This window comes from Arcobacter sp. F155 (genome assembly GCF_004116455.1).
Taxonomy (GTDB): Bacteria; Campylobacterota; Campylobacteria; order Campylobacterales; family Arcobacteraceae; genus Halarcobacter.
In genome coordinates, this window is record NZ_PDJU01000013.1 from 22,220 (window position 1) to 41,645 (window position 19,426).

Below are 19,426 nucleotides of genomic sequence, written 5' to 3' on the forward strand. Positions count from 1 at the left end.
AATCGTTATAAAAAGAGAAGACACACTATGCTAGATCCAGTTTTACCAATAGCTTTATACTTAGCTTTTGGTTATTTATTCAAAATCTTTTTCAAAGACAATTCTAAAGACCTTGTAGAGTTTATTATCTACTTTTCTCTTCCTGCAATTGTATTTGCTAAAATCTATCCTTTAGAGTTGACATATGAAACATTAGAACTGATTTTTATGTTTAATACAATCATTTTAGGTAACCTATTATTAGCTTATTTTGTAGGGAAATTACTCAAACTAGATAAAAAAGTACTTGCTACATTTATGATTGTTGCAACTTTTGGAAACACATCATTTATAGGTCTGTCTTATATAGATACTTTCTATGGGCAAGATTATGTAGTATATGCTCTTATTTATGACCTATTTGGTTCATTCTTACTTCTTGTTAGTTTAGGTATGATTATTATCAATTGGGGAAGTGGACAACATGTAAACTTTAGAGGAATTGCAAAAAGTGTAATCTTCTTCCCACCTATTATTATGTTCTTTTTAACAGTATTTGCTAAAAACTTTGAGATGCCTCAGTTTGTTATGAATACAATGGAAACTATTGGTGCCACACTAGTTCCTATTGCTATGATTGCAATTGGTATGAAATTAGAACTTAAAAATATTTTTTATAAATTAAATGTAGTGACAACTGCCATTGTTATAAAAATGTTTGTTGTACCAGTAATTGTACTAATAGCTTTCTCAATTTTCTATAACTTAGATGATACTTGGAGTAAAACTACTATTTTAGAAGCAGCAATGCCACCTATGACTATGGCTGTAGTTTTAGCTATAAAAGGTGGACTTGATGAAAGATTAGCAATAAATGCTTTAGTTATTGGAGTATTGTTATCTTTACTAAGTGTTACAGGATTTTACTACTACCTAGGGTAGTAGTAAACTTACTGTAAAATATCACCAGCAGATACTCTTTTCCCCTTTAAAAAATCCACTGCGTTAATAGCTTTTTTTGATGGAGCTTGTAGAGTCTTAACTTCAATAGAACCTTTTTTACAAGCAATTACTACAGAGTCTTTATTTAGTTCAAGGATTGTTCCTTCTTCATTTGAAGAGTTTTCTTCTACTAGTTTTACATCTTTTAATTTTAAGCCACTCTCTAAGAAAATACCAGGCCAAAAAGAATAAGCTTTATACTTTAAATATAGTTTTTTTGCACTTGATAAATCTACTAAGCCATGCTCTTTTTTGATTTTTTTACAAAAACTCACTTCTGCTTCATTTTGCTTTTTAGGATTTATCTTTTCATAGTTATCTAAAGTTGTAATAGTTAAGTTTGCAGCTATATCTGATAACTTATTAAATGCTTCAACAACATCCATAGTAGGAGTTATTTTTAAGTACTCTAAACCTAAAATATCTCCACTATCAAGCCCTTCTTCCATTAGCATAGAAGTTACACCTGTATATTCATCATCATTTAATAATGATTCTTGAATAGGACTTGCACCTCTATACTTTGGTAAAAGTGAAGCGTGAAGATTAATACAAGGAGCAATATCTAAAATCTCTTTTGGTAATATTTGTCCATATGCAGCAACGATAATAAAATCAGGATTTAAAGCTTTAATCTCTTCTTCTACTTCTTTATTTCCTCTTAATTTTAAAGGCTGAAAAACTGGAATATCTAAAGAGTTATCTAAACAAAACTGTTTAATATGTGGTGCTGTTAAAACTTGTTTTCTTCCAACTGGTTTATCTGGTTGAGTATATAAAGCAACTACTTCATAAGAGCTATTAAGTAATCTCTCAAAAATTTTAGTTGCATAGTCTGGTGTACCCATAAATACAATTCGTTTAGACATACTTTCTATCCTTTTTGCTAGCTTCTCACAGAAGGAGAAGCTTATAAAATATTAGATTTGTTTTTTAAATAGTGTTCCGCTTTTATGATTTTCATCAACTAAAAAATCATATGCATTTGTTAAATCAAAACCAGATGATAGATACATCATCTTATTTCTCTTTAGTAAGAAGTTTGCAGCTTTTAGTTTTGTAACTATTCCACCTGTTGCAAACTCAGAGTTTGGAGTATGTTTCATTTCTAATTCTTCATCTTCAATGAAATTAACTACTTTTCTCATTTTAGCATCTGGATTCTCATGAGGGTTTGAATCATATAAACCATCTACATCAGAAAGTATTGCTAAGATGTCTGCATCAAAGAAGTGCGCAGCATGGGCTGCTAATTGGTCATTATCCCCAAATAAAAGCTCTTCATTTGCAATAACATCATTTTCATTTAAAATTGGAATAATGTCATTACTTAAAAGTATTTCCATAACACCTTTTGCATTTGCAGATCTTTTTCTTGAATCAAAATCATCTTCTACTAAAAGCATTTGAGCACATTTTAAACCATGTTCTCTAAATCTTTTTTTATAATGTTTCATCAGTAAAGGTTGCCCAATAGCAGCTAATGCTTGTCTATTTAAAATCTGAGTACGGTCTAAATCTAAAGCTGTATTTCCAGCAGCTACTGCACCAGATGAAACTAAGATAACTTCTAATTTTTTTTCATTTTTTAATTTTGCTATTAAATCAACTAAATTGTTTAATCTTTCAATTGCTAAAACACTGCCTTCTCTTAGAACAGCACTTCCTACTTTAATAACAACTCTTTTCATTACTTTTTTTGTCCTATTAATTCATATAAAGCAAATCTAATTGACTCAGTATTTAAATGAGTCACAGATGAGATTGGCAATACAAAAAATGGTTTATTCTCATCAAATTTTGAGTAAGTTAAATCTTGTACATAATATGGTAATGATTTATCAAAACCATAAGAGTTTTCACTTGATACTTCTAAACCAATAGCTTCAATAAACTCTTTAATATCAGCTTCTAAATCTTCTCCATAATATGCATCAGTTTTAGTTAATGCAATTGCGAAGTTTCTTCCACTTAATTCAGTTGAGAACTTTTTAACCTCTTCTTTTAAAACTTCATACTGCTCTGTAGTCGTTCTATAATTTGCAATATCAATCGTAAATAATAAAGTTTTTGTTCTTTCTATATGTCTTAAGAACTCTAAACCTAATCCTTTTCCATCACTTGCACCATCAATAATTCCTGGAATATCTGCCATAACAAATGAGTTGTAATCTCCAACTTCAACAACTCCAAGTTTTGGAGTTAAAGTTGTAAACTCATAGTTTGCAATTTCAGGTGATGCATTTGATGTAGTAGAAATAAGTGTAGATTTCCCAACATTTGGATAACCAACTAATCCTACATCTGCAATAAGTTTTAACTCAAGTCTAATCTCTTTGCTTTCACCTGGTAATCCTGGTTGAGAATAAGTAGGTCTTTGATTTCTTGAATTTTTAAAGTGAGTATTACCTAATCCACCTTTTCCACCTTCTAGGAAAACTTCTCTTTGTCCTTCTTCTAAAAGGTCAAGTAATACTTCATTTGTTTCATTATCAATTATTTGTGTTCCAGGAGGTACAGCTAAAACCATTGGCTGAGCAGATTTTCCAGTTCTTCTTCCACCTTCTCCTTGCTTACCATTGTCAGCTTTTAATATCTTTCTTCCCTTATACCATGATAGAGTATCTGTATTACTATCTACTAGAAATACAACATCTCCACCTTTTCCACCATCTCCACCATCAGGTCCACCTTTGATAACAAACTTTTCTCTTCTAAATGAAGAACAACCTTGTCCACCTTTTCCTGAGGTTACGGTAAATTTTACACTATCTACAAACACATTAAATCCTTTTTTAAATGTTTATTAAATAAGGCTCCTTATAAAACCCATTAGTAAGGGGACTTACAAGGAACCTAGAATACTTTTTAAACTAAAAAAGGGTGTAGGCAAAATGCACTACACCCTTTGAGAAAATTGTTTTGATTAAACTTTTTATGAAGCGTATACAGAAACTTTTTTTCTAGTTTTACTTTTTACTTCAAATTTAACAACACCATCAACTAGTGCATAAATTGTATGATCTTTACCGATCCCTACATTTTCTCCACAGTGTACTTTTGTACCTCTTTGTCTAATAATGATGTTACCAGCTCTAACTGTTTCTCCACCAAATTTCTTAACACCAAGTCTTTTTCCAGCTGAATCTCTATTATTTTGAGTACTTCCTTGACCTTTCTTGTGAGCCATTTCTTATCTCCTTAAATTATGCAGCGATTTTAGTAATTCTAATTTTTGTGAAGCTCTTTCTGAAACCTCTTTTTAACTTAGAATCTTTTCTTCTTCTTTTTTTGTAAATGATAACTTTTTTAGCTCTATTTACACCAGTTCCATCTAATACAACTTCTGCTTCTACTTTTGCAGAAGAAACAGCATCACCAGTTTTTAATTCACCATCATTAACAGCTAAAACATCAGTGATTTCAAGAGTTTCTTTAGCAGCTTGACCAGTATAATCGATATCTAAAACATCACCTTCAGTTACTTTATACTGCTTACCACCACACTTAATAATTGCGTACATATTTATTCCTCTAACTTATCAATTCTTTATTAACTTTTTTGCTTTAACGGGACGAAATACTATCTAATTGTAGTTTAAAGTTTCTTTAAGCGTAAAAGTTTATTTTAATAATAATCGTAAGGTTGAGCAATTGCATCAACTACAATCATTGAGTTCATCGGCAAACCTTTTGCTGAAACTGTAGTTCTAACTGGTTTATGTTCCCCAAAAGCTTCTGCACAAAGAACATTTACAACACCAAAATCTTCGATATTTTCTAAATAAATTGTTATTTTAATTACTTTATCCATTCCACTTAATGCATCATCTAGTAAGTTTCTTAAGTTCTCAAATACTTGTCTAGTTTGTACCTTAATATCTCTTTCTACCATGTTTCCATCTACATCTAAAGGTACTTGACCTGAAGTATAAATTAAACCATTTGCTTTAACAGCTTGAGAATAAGGACCTATTGCTTCTGGTAACTTCTTCGAGTTAATTTTTTCCATCTATTTTTCCTAAAAACTTTTATTTAGAAAAATTATATACTATTTTTTTAAATATTTTATTAAAGATTGTAACTTACAAGTTTACCTTGTTTTAATTGTCTTAAATTGTCTTGAACTTTTCTCAATTTAAAACCTTTTTCTCTTAAGTTTAAAGTTTGATCATACTTTAAAGAAGTCAATTTTTTAGTGTAAAATGTATATAGTAAAACAATTAACTCTTCTTTTAACCTTTGATCGTCATAAACTTCAAGTTTATCGTTTAATAAAATTCCATTTAAAGATATATTTTGAGGATCATTGATTAATAATTCAAACTCATTTTTGTGATATTCAAACATTGAGATATCAACAATATCAAGAACCATGTCTAGTCTTTTTGGATTTTCTAAAATTGACCTTATAATACACAGTTCTGCAATATCAATTTTACTTAAATTTACGTCAGTTCTTCTAACAACATCAGAGCTAACTTTAATCAGATTTTCTCTTACATTTAGTTTTTGTGCTAGATATCTTTTATATTCATCTTGATATAACTCATTTAAAGTCTTTAAATAATCATTTGTTTCAACAAGTGCTTTTTGTTTTTGACTTGGAATATTAATATCATATTTTGAAATTATATAATCAATTGTATATGAAATAAAATTTTGTGGATTAGAGAAGATTTTATTTAACTCTTCTATTTTCCCTTCATTTACCATGTCAGCGGGATCTTTTCCTTCTCCAAAGATAACAACTCCACCTTCAAAATCCCCTTGAGAAAGCATCACAGAAGCTTTATATGCTGCATTTAAACCTGCTTTATCTCCATCATATGCTAAAATGACCTGTGGTTCACCTCTTCTTAAAAGAGGTAAATGATCTTTTGTTAAAGCTGTTCCTAGTGTTGCAACAGCAGTATTAAAACCTGCTTGATGAAGCATAATAACATCCAAATAACCTTCTGTAACTATCATTCTATTTTTTTTATAGATATTCTCTTTTGCTAAGTTGTATCCATATAAAAGTTTTGATTTATTAAATAGTTTTGTTTGAGGAGAATTAATATATTTTGCATTATGTCCAGAAATAGTTCTTCCACCAAAACCAACTATTTTCCCACTAATTGAATAAATAGGAAAAGTGATTCTTTCTATAAATCTTGCATATAGACCATTATGTCCTGTATCAATAAGTCCTAAGTCTTTTGCTTCTGCAAGATTTAAGTGATTATTTTTTAAAAAATTGATTGTATCATTTGAATAAGGAGCATAACCTATTTCAAACTTTTCAATCGAAAACTCTGAGATTCCTCTGCTTTTTATATAATCTTTTGCAGTTGTATTTGACACAAATAGTTTTTGATAAAATTTATTTGCTTCTTCTAAAACTCTTGTATCTTGTCTTTGCTGATTTGTATTGTCATAAGTTAATGTAACATTGTACATTGAAGCAAGTTTTTCTAAAGCTTCTGGGTATGAAAGTTTTTCATACTCCATTACAAATTTTATTGAGTCACCACCTGCTCCACATCCAAAGCAATGATAGATTTGTTTTTGTGGACTAACCACAAAAGAAGGAGTATCTTCACCATGAAAAGGACAACAAGCCTTAAAGTTTGCACCACTCTTTTTTAACTCTAAAAATTGAGATACTACATCTACTACATCAAGGTGGTTTTTTAAATTTTCTATTGACTCTTTTGTTATCATTTTGGGATTATACCTAAAAATTTATAATAGTATATGTGCTTTTATGATATGATATTTTATATTTTATAATTAAGGCATTTTTTGGATAGTTTTATTATTGAATATAGGGACCCACTTTTTGGTGTAATTATATTTTTTACTCTTATTTTTACCATCTCTTTTTTAACATACTCATTCTCTTTATATAAAGAAAGAAGAGCAAGAAAAGATTATAGAGAACTTCTTAAAAGATTTGAAATTGGTAAATTAAAAGAAGAAGATTATGTACACCTATATAAAACTTACAATCTACCATTTGATTCTATCATACTATTAGCATCAACTTTTATTCATAAAGGTAATTACAACAAAGCAATTTCAGTATATCTTGCCCTATTAGAACATGTAACTGATAGAGTAAAAAAAGAAGAGCTTTTAGAGTTATTAGGAACTACTTATTTTAAAGGTGGTTTCATGCAAAGAGCAAAGGAGATTTTCTTAAAAATCTTAAAGTTTTCTCCTAGAAATACTTATGCATTAAAATATTTACTTGTTGTAAATGAAAAACTAAATGACTATAAAAGTGCAAAAGAGATTATTGATTGCTTAAGTGAACTAGAAGAAGAGGTTTCAAATGATAATTTATTTATTGAAACATTAATAATAATAAATGACCCTATAAAATCATTTGAAAAGAAAAGTGATGAACTACTAGAAGTTTTAAAAGAAAACCCACAAGTTCAAAGACTAATAGCTAAGTTTTATCTGACATACAATAAAGAGTTTTTCTGGGAAAATATAAAGCTGTTTAATACTTCAAAACTAATTGATTTAATGTGGTATCTAAATTTTGAAGACATAGACTTTGAAAAGATTTCAGAAGATAAGTTTTTAACAGAACTATTTAATGCAAAAGGATATTTAAACAATATAAATCATAGTGATGATTTTGTTTTTGATATTTTAATTGCACTAAATAATCATGAACATAAAATCCCTGCAACTATTGATTTTGAATTTATTTGTTCATCATGTAAACATGTTCACCCTATGTTTGAGGCTAGATGTCCAAACTGCCAAAGTATATTAACATTTGATGTAAAACATCATCTAACAAAGGATTTAGTTGAAAGAAATCAATCTTTACAGTGATGGTTCCTCTTTAGGAAACCCTGGACCTGGTGGTTGGGGTACAATCCTAGACTATAAGGGAAATGAAAAAGAGCTAAGTGGCGCTCAAGATAATACAACAAATAACCAAATGGAACTAAAAGGTGTTATTGAAGGTTTAAAGGCTTTAAAAGAACCTTGTATAGTTAATATTTATTCTGATTCTACTTATGTTGTAAAAGGAATAAATGAATGGTTAAGTGGTTGGGTTAGGAACAATTGGAAAAACTCTGCAAAAAAACCAGTAAAAAATGTTGAATTGTGGCAAGAATATATAAATGTTTCAGAAAAACACACTATAATAGCAAATTGGGTTAAAGGGCATGCAGGACATTTTCATAATGAAAGATGTGATATACTTGCACGTACTGAAGCGGAAAAATTAAAAGGAGAGAATAATGGATGATTATTCAAAATTAGAAAAGTGTTTGGATTATCAGTTTAAAAACAAGGATCTGATAATCGAAGCACTTACACATAAAAGCTATAAAAAGCCTTATAACAATGAAAGGTTAGAGTTTTTAGGTGATGCGGTATTAAACTTAATAGTTGGAGAATATTTATTTAAAAAGTTCCCAAAATCAAATGAAGGTGAACTTTCTAAAATTAGAGCAAGTTTAGTAAATGAAACAGGTTTTACAAAACTAGCTAACCAAATTAAGTTAGGTGATTATATTTTTATTTCAAATGCAGAAGAGAGAAACAAAGGAAGAAGTAAAGCTTCTATTCTTTCAGATGCTTTTGAAGCAATCATGGGTGCAATATATTTAGAATCAGGCTTAGAGGTTTTAAAACCTATTATTTTAGAACTTTTAGAGAGCTCTTATGACAAAATCAATTTAGATGTATTATTTAGTGATTACAAAACAGCTTTACAAGAAGTTACTCAAGCACAATTTGGAACAATTCCTGAATATAAAATTGAAGGTTCATATGGACCAGACCATAAAAAAGAGTTTGAAGTATCAATTTGGATTGATGGAAAATCTTATGGTAAAGCTATTGGAAAAAGTAAAAAGTTAGCGCAACAAGCAGTTGCAAAAATTGCTATTGATACATTAAAAGGAAATCAATAATGAATAGTTTTGGAAGCAAACTAAGATTTACAACTTTTGGAGAAAGTCATGGTAGAGCTTTAGGTTGTATTGTAGATGGTGTTCCCGCTGGAATTAGTGTAGATGAGTCTTTTATTCAAGCAGAAATGGATAGAAGAAAACCAGGACAAAATGCTTATGCAACTCCTAGAAAAGAGTCTGATAAAGTAGAGATTTTAAGTGGTGTATTTGAAGGTAAAACAACTGGAACTCCTATTTCAATGGTTATTTTTAATGAAAACCAAAAAAGTAGAGACTACACAAATGTAAAAGACCTGTTTAGACCAGGACATGCTGACTTCACATATTTTGAAAAATATGGTTTAAGAGACTATAGAGGTGGAGGAAGAAGTTCTGCAAGAGAGACAGCAGCAAGGGTTGCAGCAGGAGCTATTGCTAAACTTCTATTAAAAGAATTAGATATTGAAGTTGTAAGTGGAATTTGTGAAATTGATGGAATCAAATCTTCTCAACTAGATTTTGAATTTGCTAAAACTTCTGAAATCTATACTTTAGATAAAAACAAAGAAGAGTTCCAAAAAGAAGCTATTATTAAAGCAAAGAAAGAACACAACTCTGTTGGTGGTGTTGCTTTTGTAAGAGTTAAAAATGCTCCTTCAGGTCTTGGGGAACCACTTTATAATAGACTTGATGCTCAAATTGCAAATGCTATGATGGGAATCAATGCTGTTAAAGCTGTTGAAATTGGGGATGGAACAGAATCAAGCTCTAAAAAAGGTGATGAGAACAATGACCAAATGAGAGCTGATGGTTTCAAAACAAATCATAGTGGTGGTATTTTAGGTGGCATTAGTACAGGAGCTGATATTGATGCTAAGGTTTATTTTAAACCAACACCATCTATTTTCATTAAGCAAGAAACTGTTGATGTGAATAACAATGAAGTTGATTGTGAACTAAAAGGAAGACATGACCCTTGTGTTGCTATTAGAGGAAGTGTTGTAGCTGAATCTATGATGTCTTTAGTTATTGCAGATTTATTACTTTTAAATATGAGTAGTAAAATTGAAAATGTAAAAAAAGTTTACAATTAATCCAATAATTTACTTATTATTTAAGATTCTTTTTGTACTATTCTTCTAATCCTTTACTTTGGTCAAGTTGAAAGGACAGCGGGGTTTTCCCCGCTTTTTTTATGCTCGTTTTAATTTGTCTTGAACAAAATCACTAAATGTACTTAATACATTTTTATGTTCTGAAGCAATAAAAACTGAAGTACCATTTTCTTTTAATTTATCTACAGGAAGTTTATCTTCTTTAGGAAGAATTAGAATACTATAGTGGTTATCTTTACACTCTTTTATAATCTCATCACTTGTATGAGGATGAGGGTTTTTAACTAATTCAACTTCAGTTATATTTTGTCCAGTAACATGTAGTACAGTAAGGTAATTTGATTCTTCAAATGAGCTTTCTACTTTAGATAAGTAACTCATGTTTTCATTTGTTGGGAACACTATTCTATGCATAGCAACTCCTTGTTATCATTGATATGGGATTGTTTAAAGAAAGTTTCAAAACATCAGTACAAATTAGAAAGAGTGAAAAAAAAGTAATGACTAGGGAAAAGACAATTATATATTTTGTTCCTAATTGTAACTGATGTTTAAAAATATATTCCATATAAGTAAATATAATATATTTAATTTGTAAAATAAGAAAACCAATTAAGGTCACACTAAAAAAGAAGATCACACACACTTACTTTACAAATATGTAGGAATGAATGTTATATCACTTTATGAACATATGACCGAATTATAACAATTTTCTGAGCATATGTCAAGTATATTTTAAATATTTTATGATAAAATCTGATTATATAAATTACAAGGTAATAAATGGCTAGAGAAAAACTTCAAAGAAAACTTGAACTAAAGCCCGTGTCCAAGTATTTTGGACCTAAAGATCATAAGGCTAAACAAGATGTAATTTTACTACATGAAGAGCTAGAAGCAATTCATTTAATGGACTCATTTTGTATGTATCAAGAAGATGCAGCAAAGAAAATGAATGTATCAAGAGCTACTTTTGCAAGAATAATTAAAAGTGCCAGAAAGAAAATCTCACTTGCATTAATTACAGGTAGTAATATCAAAGTACATGAAATTAAAAATGAATTTCATATTGCTGTATGTTCACATAGTAATACAGAACTAGAATATGCAGATGCAACAGCTAAATATATCTGGGTATACTTTATAAAAGACTACAAATTAAAATCTTCTAACTGCATAAATAATCCAATGTTTGAAAATGAAGATGAAGCAGCATGTAACATACTTCCAGATATTTTATATGACTACAAAACGAACTACTTCTTACTTGAAGATGTAGATTATGATTTAAAAATCTCGTTAATTGCTAAGGGTATTTACCCAATTTTACAAGAAGAAATTACTGAAGATAAACTAGTAGATATATTTCAATAAGAGATAATAACTCTTATTGAAATTCATATTTTAACTCTTCTAATCTAGCTATTCTATCCTCTGTAGTAGGATGTGTCCTAAAGAAATCACCAAATGAAGTTTTTTTACCAGAAAATGGGTTTACTATAAACATATGAGCTGTTTGCTCTGTAGCATTGTTTATTTCGTGCCCTCTTCTAGCATAGTTTTCTAATTTTGATAAAGCACTTTGAAGTCCTGCAGGGTTTCTAGTCATTCTTGCAGCACCTTCATCAGCCATATACTCTCTACTTCTGCTTACACTCATTTGAATAATTGAAGCAGCTAGTGGTAAAATTATAGCCATGATTATCATTACAATTGGATGTACACCTTGTCTGTTATTTCCTCCAAACATTGCACCAAACTGCATCATATTTGCAATCATAGCTATTGCCCCTGCAAATACAGCAGCAATAGTTCCAATTAAAATATCATAATGTTTTATATGTGATAACTCATGGGCAATTACTCCTTCAAGCTCTTGCTCATTTAACATTTCATATAAACCCATAGTAACAGCAACAGCTGCATTTTCATGGTTCCTTCCTGTTGCAAAGGCATTTGGTGTATGATCAGGTATTAAATAAACCTTTGGCATAGGCAAATCTGCTTTTTGTACAAGTTTTTGCGTTATTCTATAAACAGGATGTGAAGTATCTTCTATTGGTGTTGCATTATAATGCTTTAGAACCTGTTTATCAGAATAATAATAAGCATAGAAGTTCATTCCTCCTGCTAATAAAAAGGCGATAAGCATACCATTTGAGCCACCAAACGAGTAACCTATAAATACAAATAATACTGTTAAAAGAGCTAATAAAAATACTGTTTTTGCTTGTTCCATGTTTCTCCTTTAATCTTTTTATTAGTTTAGCATCTAATAATTAATAAATTTTAAATAATTATATCTTTTTTAATATGGAATCATCGTGGTAAGGAACTTTTGCACTTGGTGTTCTCTTTGAAGTACTTTCTAAATGAACATCTTGATCATCAAAGAAAATATCAGCACCAAAAGCTTCTACAACCTCATATTTGTCAACTCCACCTAAAAAGAATGACTCATCTAACCTTACTCCCCATTGTGAAAGTGTTCTAATTACTCTTTCATGAGCTGGAGAGTTTCTAGCAGTGATTAAAGCTGTTCTAATAGGTGTTTGTTCCTCTGGATATTTTGATTGGATATTAGAAATCACTCTTAATAACTGCGCAAAAGGACCTGATTGTAAAGCATTCGAGGCATTCTTCTTTTCATACTCTAAAAATGCTTCTAAACCTTGAGTTTTATATACAATTTCTGACTCTTCAGAGAAAAGAACAGCATCACCATCAAAAGCAATTTTAACTTGGTTTGAATAGTTATCTTTATCTTCTTGATATGGTAAGATTCTAGCAGCTGCTATTCCTTCATTTATTGCATTTTGTACATCAACTTCATTTGCTGATAAAAACAAATCAACTTTAAAAGGCTTAAGATATTTAGCAATATCACTTCCTCCACTCCAAGCAGACCTTGCAATATCTAATTCATATTTTTCAATTGATTTTGTAATTCTTAAAGAAGTTGCCGCATTGTTTCTAGAAAGAATGATTACTTCAACTTGTTTATCATCTGGAAAATCATCATTAATCTTTAATAAATTTTTTACAAGTCTAAAACCTGTTCCTTTTTGAATAACTTCATCTTCTTTTTCAATTTGATGTTTATAGTATTCATCAAGACCTTTATTTTCAAAAATTTCATTCTCATCTTCTAAATTAAATAAAGCTCTCGAAGAGATTGCAATAACTAATTTTTTTTCTAAATCATAACCCAAAATAAACTCCAATTTTATATCTTTGATAATTATACAAAAAAAGATATAATACTTAAGCTTAGGAGAAAAGATGAAAAAGCTTTACTTAATAAGACATGCAAAATCTGATTGGTCTAACCCTAGTTTAGAAGACTTTGATAGACCCTTAAATAAAAGAGGTGAAAAAAATGCACCTTTTATGGCTACAATTTTAAAACAAAAAAATGCTAACCCTGATTTAATAATCTCAAGCCCAGCATATAGAACAAAAAAAACTGCAAAACTCATCAAAAAAGGTATTGCCTTTAAAGGGGAAATACTATTTGATGAACACTTATATGAAGCCTCATTAAAAACAATGTTAGAAATAGTAAACTTTATAAATGATGATTATGACAAGGTATTTATAATTGGTCATAACCCTACATTAAATATGTTGGCTTTTTATTTAGTTGGATTCAATGAAAACATTCCTACTTGTGGAGTATTGGAAATAGAGTTTGACTGTGATAGCTGGAGAGAAGTAAATAAAAAGAGTGCAAAACTTATATCTTTTGATTATCCTAAAAAAAAGTATTAAAACTTTTACTTTTTTCACCTATTTTTATTACTTTTCAAGTAAAAACTATTTAAAATTATTTAATTATAATTAATTGCTAGGTAAACAAATGAAAACACTTTATATTATGAGACATGCAGATAAGGACATATCAAACCCAAATACAGATGACTATGACATTCAAGTAACCCCTAAAGGTTTAAAAGATGTAGAAAATGTTTCAAAAAAATTAAAAGAAAAAAATGTTTTACCAGATTTATTAGTTGCGAGTCCAGCTCTTAGAACTAAACAAACAGCTGAAGTTGTTGCTAAAGAGTTAGAGTACACAAAAAGTATTATGTACAATGAAGTACTTTTTCAAGCTTTTGTAAATGAAGTTATTGAATCAATTACTTATACTTTTGATGATGTTAATACATTAATGATAGTAGGACATAATCCATCACTAACTGCCCTTGGAGTTAGCCTTGTTGGATTAAAAGAAAAAATACTTATGGGAGAAGTTCTTAAAATAGAGTTTGATTGTAACTCTTGGACATCTATTGATATTTCAAATGCAAAATTAATTTATCAAATAAAGCCAGACTAATCTAGAAGCTTCCCTGCTAGGTTACCACTTGCAAATGACCATTGCAAATTGTAACCGCCACATGGACCATCTAAATCTACAACTTCCCCACAAAAGTATAATCCTTGTACAAGTTTACTTTGCATTGTTCTTGGGTTTATCTGCTTTAAGCTAATTCCACCTCTTGTAATCATAGCTCTTTCAAAACCTAAATGATTACTAATTGTTAAAGGAGTATTTACTAAAATCTTTACAAGGTTTTGTCGTATTTCACCTTTTAAATCTTTGAATTTTAATTCATAATCAGCCTCAACTAACTTACATAACTCTTTAATAACAGAGCTTGGTAATAGTGTTTCTAAGGTTTGTAATATATTAAAATCCGGATTAGCTAATGTTCTTTTTTTTATATATGAAAAAAGTTCTTCTTCATTCATTCCTTTTAACATATTTATTAAAATAGGAACTTCGCCATACTTCTCAAGTAAAGGAGTTACTTCCCTTGAAAAGTCTAAAACAACTGGACCTCGAACACCTTTATTTGTAAAGATTAAATCCCCAGTCTTTTTAAGATTTTTATGTTTTTTTATATTTACACTAACTTGTGCTTTTGCTATTGTATCAGCTCGGCATTGGGCAACCCAAGTGTCCTTTGTAAGTAAAGGAGTCATTGCAGGATGTAGAGAAGTTACTCTGTGTCCTGAAGCTTTTGCAAAAGTATAACCATCACCATTTGCTCCAAGTTTTGGATAACCTAATCCTCCTGTTGCTACAATAACTTTTGTTGTAATAACTTCGCCTTTTGAGGTACAAACTTTCTTAACACAGTTATCTTCAAAAACTATATCATCTACTTTTGTACTATAAGCAACTTCTACTCCTACATTTATAAGCTCTTGTTCTAAAGCTTTTATTATAGTTGAAGAGTTGTGAGTTACAGGGAATACTTTAAAACCATCGGGAATATGTGTTTCTACTCCAATTTGTTCTAAAAAGTTTATAAGGTCTTGATGATTGAAATCTTTAAGTGCATCAAACATAAACTTACCATTTTTTCCAAATGAATTCATAAAATCTTCATTTGAAAGTGTATTAGTAAGATTACATCTTCCTCCACCAGTAGCTTTTAGTTTAGGTCCTAATTTTTCTTGTTGCTCACATAGAAGAACATCTTTGCCATTTCTTGCTGCTACAATTGCAGATATCATACCTGCTGCACCAGAACCTATGACTACTAAGTCATAACTATTTTTCATAAACTATTATTTTCCTAGACAGAAAGAACCAAACATAACATCTAACATCTGGTCATGTTCATATGGTCTAGTAATATTTGAAATTGAAGCTAAAGCTTCATTTATATGGTGGGCAAAAAACTCTAACTCACCAGTTTCTAAAGGCATAAATGCTTGTTTAATATGAGAATAAGTATTCTCTACTTCATCTACTTGTCTTTTTGAAACTAAAGTCATATCATCACTATGAGTATTAGAATCTAAAATTATTTCTATCTTTTGCACTAAAGGAGTAATAGTCTCTTTAGTACTCAAACTAACATAATTTTCTAAACTATTCTTTTCAAACTTATTTTTTAAATCACATTTATTTAAAACTGTGATTATCTCTTTATGAGAATTATCTTCTAAAATATTTAAAATCTTTCTATCTTCATCATCTAAAGACTTACTATTATCAAAAAGTGCAATTACAATATCTGCTTCATTAACTGCTTCAATAGATTTTTCAATACCTATTTTTTCAATTACATCATCAGCTTCTCTAATACCAGCAGTATCAACTATTTTGATTATATGAGTTCCAATCTTTACAGACTCTTCAATAGTATCTCTAGTAGTTCCTGCAATATCAGAAATAATGGCTCTATCAAAATTTAGAAGTTTGTTTAAAAGTGAAGATTTACCAACATTTGGTTTTCCAACTATTGCAACTTTAAAACCTTCTATAAGACCTTCTCTTCTTTTACTTGCATCAAGGGTATTTGATAGTTTTTCTTTTATTTTATCAAGCTTATTTTGAATCTGTTCAAAAATATCACTTGGTAAATCCTCTTCAGCATAATCAATATTTACTTCTGTATATGCAAGCATAAATAGTAAATCTTCTCTAATATCATTTACAAAGTTTGTTAACTCACCCTTTAGCTGTTTTGCTAATAGTTTAACTGCATCTTCACTTCTTGCTTCAATAATTTTTGCAATAGCTTCTGCTTTTGTAAGGTCAATTTTTCCATTTAAAAAAGCTCTTTTTGAAAACTCACCTGGATTTGCAAGTCTTGCACCACATTTAAGAACTTCTTGCATAATGATATTAGAAATAGCAATTCCACCATGACATTGAAACTCTACTACATCTTCACCAGTAAAAGAGTAAGGGTTTTTAAAATATATTAAAAGTGCTTCATCTATGATTTCATCATTTGAGTTATAAATAGTTCCAAGAGTTGCGACTCTTGGGTTAAGTTCTTTTTTCTTTGAAAGTTTTAAAGCAATGTTAAGAGCATCTTTACCACTAACTCTTACAATAGAGATTGAGCCTACGCCATTTGCAGTTGCAATGGCTACAATTGTATTTTCATCTAACAATTTTATTGCTCTTTGCTTCTGTACTCATTTACAAGTACGTATTTATCTCCTCTGATATTTGTTTTAACAGCTACATATTTATCAGGGAATTCTTCTCTTAGTTTTTTAAGTGCAATATGCACTAAAATACCATCAAGTGGTTTTGTTTTATAAGAACCTTTTTCTTTGATTGTTTCAATTACAGGCTCTAGGTATGTATGAATTGCAGCTTCTTGATTTTTTAAGAATTCTGCAACTTCAAGTCTTAGCATAAGTCCATATTTCTCATTAATCCAGTTGAATAAAATATATGATAAAGCTTTATATCTATACCCTTCTTTACCAATAAGTAAAGCAGAATCAGCTCCTGTAAACTCTATATAAAGTGTACTTTCATCATAAAACTCTACTTTGATATTATCAATTTCATAACAAGTATCTGCGAAAAGTAAATTAAGTCCATCTTTAACTTCATCTAAAACTTCTTGTGATTCTTTCTTTACAATAATTTTAGACATTTCGTTTTGTTTTTCTGATTCGCTATAGAAGTTATCAAAAATCTTCTCTTTTGAATCAACATTAGGAACATCGTTTAATTTCTTTTCAGTTTTTTTAATATTTGAAGCTTTTTGTTCATTATCGCTTCTATTTGAGTCTTCTATTTTTTTAGAAACATCTTCAATTTTGATATCTTTTTTTCTAAATCTTTGTTCTTTTTGTCTTCTATTATCTCTTTTTCTTCTTCTTGAAGTTGCAGTGATAATAGCAGTTTTTTTACCAAAGCCAAGGAAACCTTTACTTGGCTGTTGGATAATATCAATATCTAAATCTGTTATAGAACATTCAAATTCTGATGTTGCAAGCTCGTAAGCTTCTTCTAAACATTTAGCTTCAAATTTTTTCATTATAGACTCCTATTTTTTAGCAGCTCTTTTTTTCTCAAACAGTTGATTAATGTAGTATTGCTGAGCAATTGTAAATACATTATTTACGAACCAGTATAGAGTTAAACCAGCTGGGAACCATAAGAAGAAGAATGTAAAGATGATTGGTAACATTTGGAAAATCTTCTTTTGCATCTCATCTTGCATAGTATTTGGAGTAATTCTTTGTTGTAACCACATAGAAGCACCCATTAAAATTGGTAATACAAAATATGGATCCATTTCTGCTAAATCTTGTACCCAGAAAATCCACTCAGCACCTTTTAATTCAATTGCATTTAAAAGTACTCTATAGATTGCGAAGAATACAGGGATTTGTAAGATTAATGGTAAACAACCACCCATTGGGTTTGCATTATGCTTTTTATAAAGCTCCATCATGTGCATAGATTGTTTTTGTTTGTCATCTTTATATTTTTGTTGGATCTCTTTCATCTTAGGAGCTAAATCTTTTAGCTTGTTCATAGATACCATACCTTTGTATGATAATGGATATAAAACAAGTTTAATTAAGATTGTTAAAATAACAATTGTCCAACCCCAGTTTCCAACATATGATTGAATAAATTGAAGTAATGTAAACATTGGTTTTGCAATAAATGTAAACCAACCATACTCGATTACGTCTGTTAATTCTGGATGTAATGCTTTTAAGTCATTGAAGTTTTTAGGTCCCATATATCCAGAGAAAGAAGTCTTTTCAGTAACATGAACAAAACCTTGTGGGTTACTGTTATTATCTGGCATTAAAGATACTTGTAAAGAGTTATCAAAGTTATAAATAACTGTTGCATAGTATCTATCAAAGTTAGAAACAAATTTGATTCCAGTATAAGATTTAACTTTATCTAAATCTTCATCTGAAGTTAATTCCATTGTTCCATCATTAAGTTTTAAATATAAACCATGGTCAGCATACATATCTGCTAAAACATTTGGTCTAAATCCATTTGTAATAAAGTATTGTTCTTTTTTATCTGTTGAGATATCTAAATCATAGTGTCCATTTGGATAAACAGTAAAGTTTTTAGTTAAAGTAATACCTGATAGTTTTTGAACAAGTGTAAATTTTTGAGCTTCTGTACTTGCATCAACATTTGTTGCAGTAGTTTCATAACTTACTTTGAAAGCTTCGTCATTAATATCAGTATTTGCAAATCTAACTTCTAATGGTCTTAATTGATCAGCTTCAAAAAGTTTGATTTGATCACCATTTTCATCTTTATATTTTGCATCTAATAAAGTTACTTGCGCTACTCTACCTAATTTATCAATTTCAATAATATTTCTATTAGTTTTAATAGTTGTTAAAATATTTGAAGAACCAATTGCTTTTGTTGATAAAGCTTGAATTGACTTATTCATGTCATCTTGTGATTGTCCAGCTGGTGCATTTGCAACATTTGCTACATCTGGAGCACTATTTTGTTTTTGTTCTTTTGCAATTTGTTCTTGTTTAGCCTTCTCTTCTTGTTGAGGCTTTAATACTAAAAATTCATAAGCTATAAAAAATGCAAACACTACAAGTGTCATTATTAGCATTCTTTTTTGCATACCATTATTATTGTTCATA

The 19,426-nt window shown here is 29.5% G+C and carries 22 protein-coding genes; 8 read left to right on the forward strand and 14 right to left on the reverse strand.

Annotation, left to right across the window (positions count from 1 at the left end):
* The first annotated feature begins 27 nt into the window (after positions 1-27).
* Positions 28-921 (forward strand): AEC family transporter, encoded by an 894-nt coding sequence (locus tag CRV03_RS12490; RefSeq protein WP_129085478.1) that lies wholly within the window; start codon positions 28-30, stop codon positions 919-921.
* A gap of 8 nt (positions 922-929) precedes the next feature.
* Here the strand turns inward: CRV03_RS12490 and fmt are convergent, their stop codons facing one another.
* From fmt to dnaG, 7 genes are all read right to left on the reverse strand, one after another.
* Positions 930-1,850 (reverse strand): methionyl-tRNA formyltransferase, encoded by a 921-nt coding sequence (fmt, locus tag CRV03_RS12495; RefSeq protein ID WP_129085479.1) that lies wholly within the window; start codon positions 1,848-1,850, stop codon positions 930-932.
* 51 nt (positions 1,851-1,901) lie between these two features.
* The gene (gene proB / locus CRV03_RS12500) at positions 1,902-2,672 is read right to left on the reverse strand and encodes a glutamate 5-kinase (protein ID WP_129085480.1); all 771 of its coding nucleotides are present in this window, start codon (positions 2,670-2,672) and stop codon (positions 1,902-1,904) included.
* Positions 2,672-3,763, reverse strand: a complete 1,092-nt coding sequence (obgE, locus tag CRV03_RS12505) for a GTPase ObgE (RefSeq protein WP_129085481.1) — start codon at positions 3,761-3,763, stop codon at positions 2,672-2,674. Before obgE ends, proB begins: the two co-directional genes overlap by 1 nt.
* Positions 3,764-3,916: 153 nt before the next feature.
* Complete coding sequence (rpmA, locus tag CRV03_RS12510; RefSeq protein WP_129085482.1) at positions 3,917-4,171, reverse strand: 50S ribosomal protein L27; 255 nt, start codon at positions 4,169-4,171, stop codon at positions 3,917-3,919.
* A gap of 16 nt (positions 4,172-4,187) precedes the next feature.
* Positions 4,188-4,505: a 50S ribosomal protein L21 gene (gene rplU / locus CRV03_RS12515; RefSeq protein WP_129007578.1), complete on the reverse strand. Its 318-nt coding sequence runs from the start codon at positions 4,503-4,505 to the stop codon at positions 4,188-4,190.
* A 104-nt stretch (positions 4,506-4,609) separates the two neighbouring features.
* Positions 4,610-4,993, reverse strand: a complete 384-nt coding sequence (locus tag CRV03_RS12520; RefSeq protein ID WP_129085483.1) for a RidA family protein — start codon at positions 4,991-4,993, stop codon at positions 4,610-4,612.
* 59 nt (positions 4,994-5,052) lie between these two features.
* Complete coding sequence (gene dnaG, locus CRV03_RS12525) at positions 5,053-6,687, reverse strand: DNA primase (protein WP_129085484.1); 1,635 nt, start codon at positions 6,685-6,687, stop codon at positions 5,053-5,055.
* An 81-nt stretch (positions 6,688-6,768) separates the two neighbouring features.
* Between dnaG and CRV03_RS12530 the strand changes: the two genes are divergently transcribed.
* The 4 genes from CRV03_RS12530 to aroC are packed head-to-tail and all read left to right on the forward strand — an operon-like array spanning position 6,769 to position 9,985.
* The gene (locus CRV03_RS12530) at positions 6,769-7,818 is read left to right on the forward strand and encodes a lipopolysaccharide assembly protein LapB (RefSeq protein ID WP_129085485.1); all 1,050 of its coding nucleotides are present in this window, start codon (positions 6,769-6,771) and stop codon (positions 7,816-7,818) included.
* A complete protein-coding gene (gene rnhA, locus CRV03_RS12535; protein ID WP_129085486.1) occupies positions 7,793-8,242 on the forward strand; it encodes a ribonuclease HI in 450 nt (149 codons plus the stop codon). The genes CRV03_RS12530 and rnhA overlap by 26 nt, the downstream gene beginning before the upstream one ends.
* Entirely contained in the window at positions 8,235-8,912 is a 678-nt protein-coding gene (rnc, locus tag CRV03_RS12540) for a ribonuclease III (protein ID WP_129085487.1), read from the forward strand. The genes rnhA and rnc overlap by 8 nt, the downstream gene beginning before the upstream one ends.
* Positions 8,912-9,985, forward strand: coding sequence for a chorismate synthase (aroC, locus tag CRV03_RS12545; protein WP_129085488.1), 1,074 nt, complete (start codon positions 8,912-8,914; stop codon positions 9,983-9,985). The genes rnc and aroC overlap by 1 nt, the downstream gene beginning before the upstream one ends.
* Before the next feature lie 99 nt (positions 9,986-10,084).
* On the opposite strand, the gene CRV03_RS12550 is transcribed toward aroC, so the two are convergent.
* A complete protein-coding gene (locus CRV03_RS12550) occupies positions 10,085-10,420 on the reverse strand; it encodes a hypothetical protein (protein ID WP_129085489.1) in 336 nt (111 codons plus the stop codon).
* Positions 10,421-10,792: 372 nt separating this feature from the next.
* On the opposite strand from CRV03_RS12550, the gene CRV03_RS12555 reads away from it, so the two are divergent.
* Entirely contained in the window at positions 10,793-11,383 is a 591-nt protein-coding gene (locus tag CRV03_RS12555) for a DUF134 domain-containing protein (RefSeq protein ID WP_129085490.1), read from the forward strand.
* Between the two features lie 13 nt (positions 11,384-11,396).
* Here the strand turns inward: CRV03_RS12555 and htpX are convergent, their stop codons facing one another.
* Both htpX and CRV03_RS12565 read right to left on the reverse strand, forming a co-directional pair.
* Complete coding sequence (gene htpX / locus CRV03_RS12560; protein WP_129085491.1) at positions 11,397-12,248, reverse strand: zinc metalloprotease HtpX; 852 nt, start codon at positions 12,246-12,248, stop codon at positions 11,397-11,399.
* Between the two features lie 58 nt (positions 12,249-12,306).
* Entirely contained in the window at positions 12,307-13,233 is a 927-nt protein-coding gene (locus CRV03_RS12565; protein ID WP_258239086.1) for a 5'-nucleotidase, read from the reverse strand.
* Positions 13,234-13,291: 58 nt separating this feature from the next.
* On the opposite strand from CRV03_RS12565, the gene CRV03_RS12570 reads away from it, so the two are divergent.
* On the forward strand, positions 13,292-13,780 hold the full coding sequence (locus tag CRV03_RS12570; protein ID WP_129085492.1) for a histidine phosphatase family protein: 489 nt from the start codon (positions 13,292-13,294) through the stop codon (positions 13,778-13,780).
* 88 nt (positions 13,781-13,868) lie between these two features.
* On the forward strand, positions 13,869-14,348 hold the full coding sequence (locus CRV03_RS12575) for a histidine phosphatase family protein (RefSeq protein WP_129085493.1): 480 nt from the start codon (positions 13,869-13,871) through the stop codon (positions 14,346-14,348).
* On the opposite strand, the gene CRV03_RS12580 is transcribed toward CRV03_RS12575, so the two are convergent.
* From CRV03_RS12580 to yidC, 4 genes are read right to left on the reverse strand one after another with little or no spacing between them, the layout of a single operon-like run.
* The gene (locus CRV03_RS12580) at positions 14,345-15,583 is read right to left on the reverse strand and encodes an NAD(P)/FAD-dependent oxidoreductase (RefSeq protein WP_129085494.1); all 1,239 of its coding nucleotides are present in this window, start codon (positions 15,581-15,583) and stop codon (positions 14,345-14,347) included. The genes CRV03_RS12575 and CRV03_RS12580 overlap by 4 nt on opposite strands.
* Before the next feature lie 6 nt (positions 15,584-15,589).
* The gene (mnmE, locus tag CRV03_RS12585; RefSeq protein WP_129085495.1) at positions 15,590-16,930 is read right to left on the reverse strand and encodes a tRNA uridine-5-carboxymethylaminomethyl(34) synthesis GTPase MnmE; all 1,341 of its coding nucleotides are present in this window, start codon (positions 16,928-16,930) and stop codon (positions 15,590-15,592) included.
* 2 nt (positions 16,931-16,932) lie between these two features.
* A complete protein-coding gene (locus CRV03_RS12590; protein ID WP_129085496.1) occupies positions 16,933-17,814 on the reverse strand; it encodes a Jag N-terminal domain-containing protein in 882 nt (293 codons plus the stop codon).
* A 9-nt stretch (positions 17,815-17,823) separates the two neighbouring features.
* Positions 17,824-19,425 (reverse strand): membrane protein insertase YidC, encoded by a 1,602-nt coding sequence (gene yidC, locus CRV03_RS12595; protein ID WP_129085497.1) that lies wholly within the window; start codon positions 19,423-19,425, stop codon positions 17,824-17,826.
* Between the last annotated feature and the right edge of the window lies 1 nt (position 19,426).

Excerpts from the sequence above, each read along its gene's own strand:
- CRV03_RS12490 (WP_129085478.1), top strand. The coding sequence starts at position 28 with ATGCTAGATCCAGTTTTACCAATAGCTTTATACTTAGCTTTTGGTTAT.
- fmt (WP_129085479.1), bottom strand. The coding sequence starts at position 1,850 with ATGTCTAAACGAATTGTATTTATGGGTACACCAGACTATGCAACTAAA.
- proB (WP_129085480.1), bottom strand. The coding sequence starts at position 2,672 with ATGAAAAGAGTTGTTATTAAAGTAGGAAGTGCTGTTCTAAGAGAAGGC.
- rpmA (WP_129085482.1), bottom strand. The coding sequence starts at position 4,171 with ATGGCTCACAAGAAAGGTCAAGGAAGTACTCAAAATAATAGAGATTCA.
- rplU (WP_129007578.1), bottom strand. The coding sequence starts at position 4,505 with ATGTACGCAATTATTAAGTGTGGTGGTAAGCAGTATAAAGTAACTGAA.
- CRV03_RS12520 (WP_129085483.1), bottom strand. The coding sequence starts at position 4,993 with ATGGAAAAAATTAACTCGAAGAAGTTACCAGAAGCAATAGGTCCTTAT.
- dnaG (WP_129085484.1), bottom strand. The coding sequence starts at position 6,687 with ATGATAACAAAAGAGTCAATAGAAAATTTAAAAAACCACCTTGATGTA.
- rnc (WP_129085487.1), top strand. The coding sequence starts at position 8,235 with ATGGATGATTATTCAAAATTAGAAAAGTGTTTGGATTATCAGTTTAAA.
- aroC (WP_129085488.1), top strand. The coding sequence starts at position 8,912 with ATGAATAGTTTTGGAAGCAAACTAAGATTTACAACTTTTGGAGAAAGT.
- CRV03_RS12550 (WP_129085489.1), bottom strand. The coding sequence starts at position 10,420 with ATGCATAGAATAGTGTTCCCAACAAATGAAAACATGAGTTACTTATCT.
- CRV03_RS12555 (WP_129085490.1), top strand. The coding sequence starts at position 10,793 with ATGGCTAGAGAAAAACTTCAAAGAAAACTTGAACTAAAGCCCGTGTCC.
- htpX (WP_129085491.1), bottom strand. The coding sequence starts at position 12,248 with ATGGAACAAGCAAAAACAGTATTTTTATTAGCTCTTTTAACAGTATTA.
- CRV03_RS12570 (WP_129085492.1), top strand. The coding sequence starts at position 13,292 with ATGAAAAAGCTTTACTTAATAAGACATGCAAAATCTGATTGGTCTAAC.
- CRV03_RS12575 (WP_129085493.1), top strand. The coding sequence starts at position 13,869 with ATGAAAACACTTTATATTATGAGACATGCAGATAAGGACATATCAAAC.
- CRV03_RS12580 (WP_129085494.1), bottom strand. The coding sequence starts at position 15,583 with ATGAAAAATAGTTATGACTTAGTAGTCATAGGTTCTGGTGCAGCAGGT.
- CRV03_RS12590 (WP_129085496.1), bottom strand. The coding sequence starts at position 17,814 with ATGAAAAAATTTGAAGCTAAATGTTTAGAAGAAGCTTACGAGCTTGCA.
- yidC (WP_129085497.1), bottom strand. The coding sequence starts at position 19,425 with ATGAACAATAATAATGGTATGCAAAAAAGAATGCTAATAATGACACTT.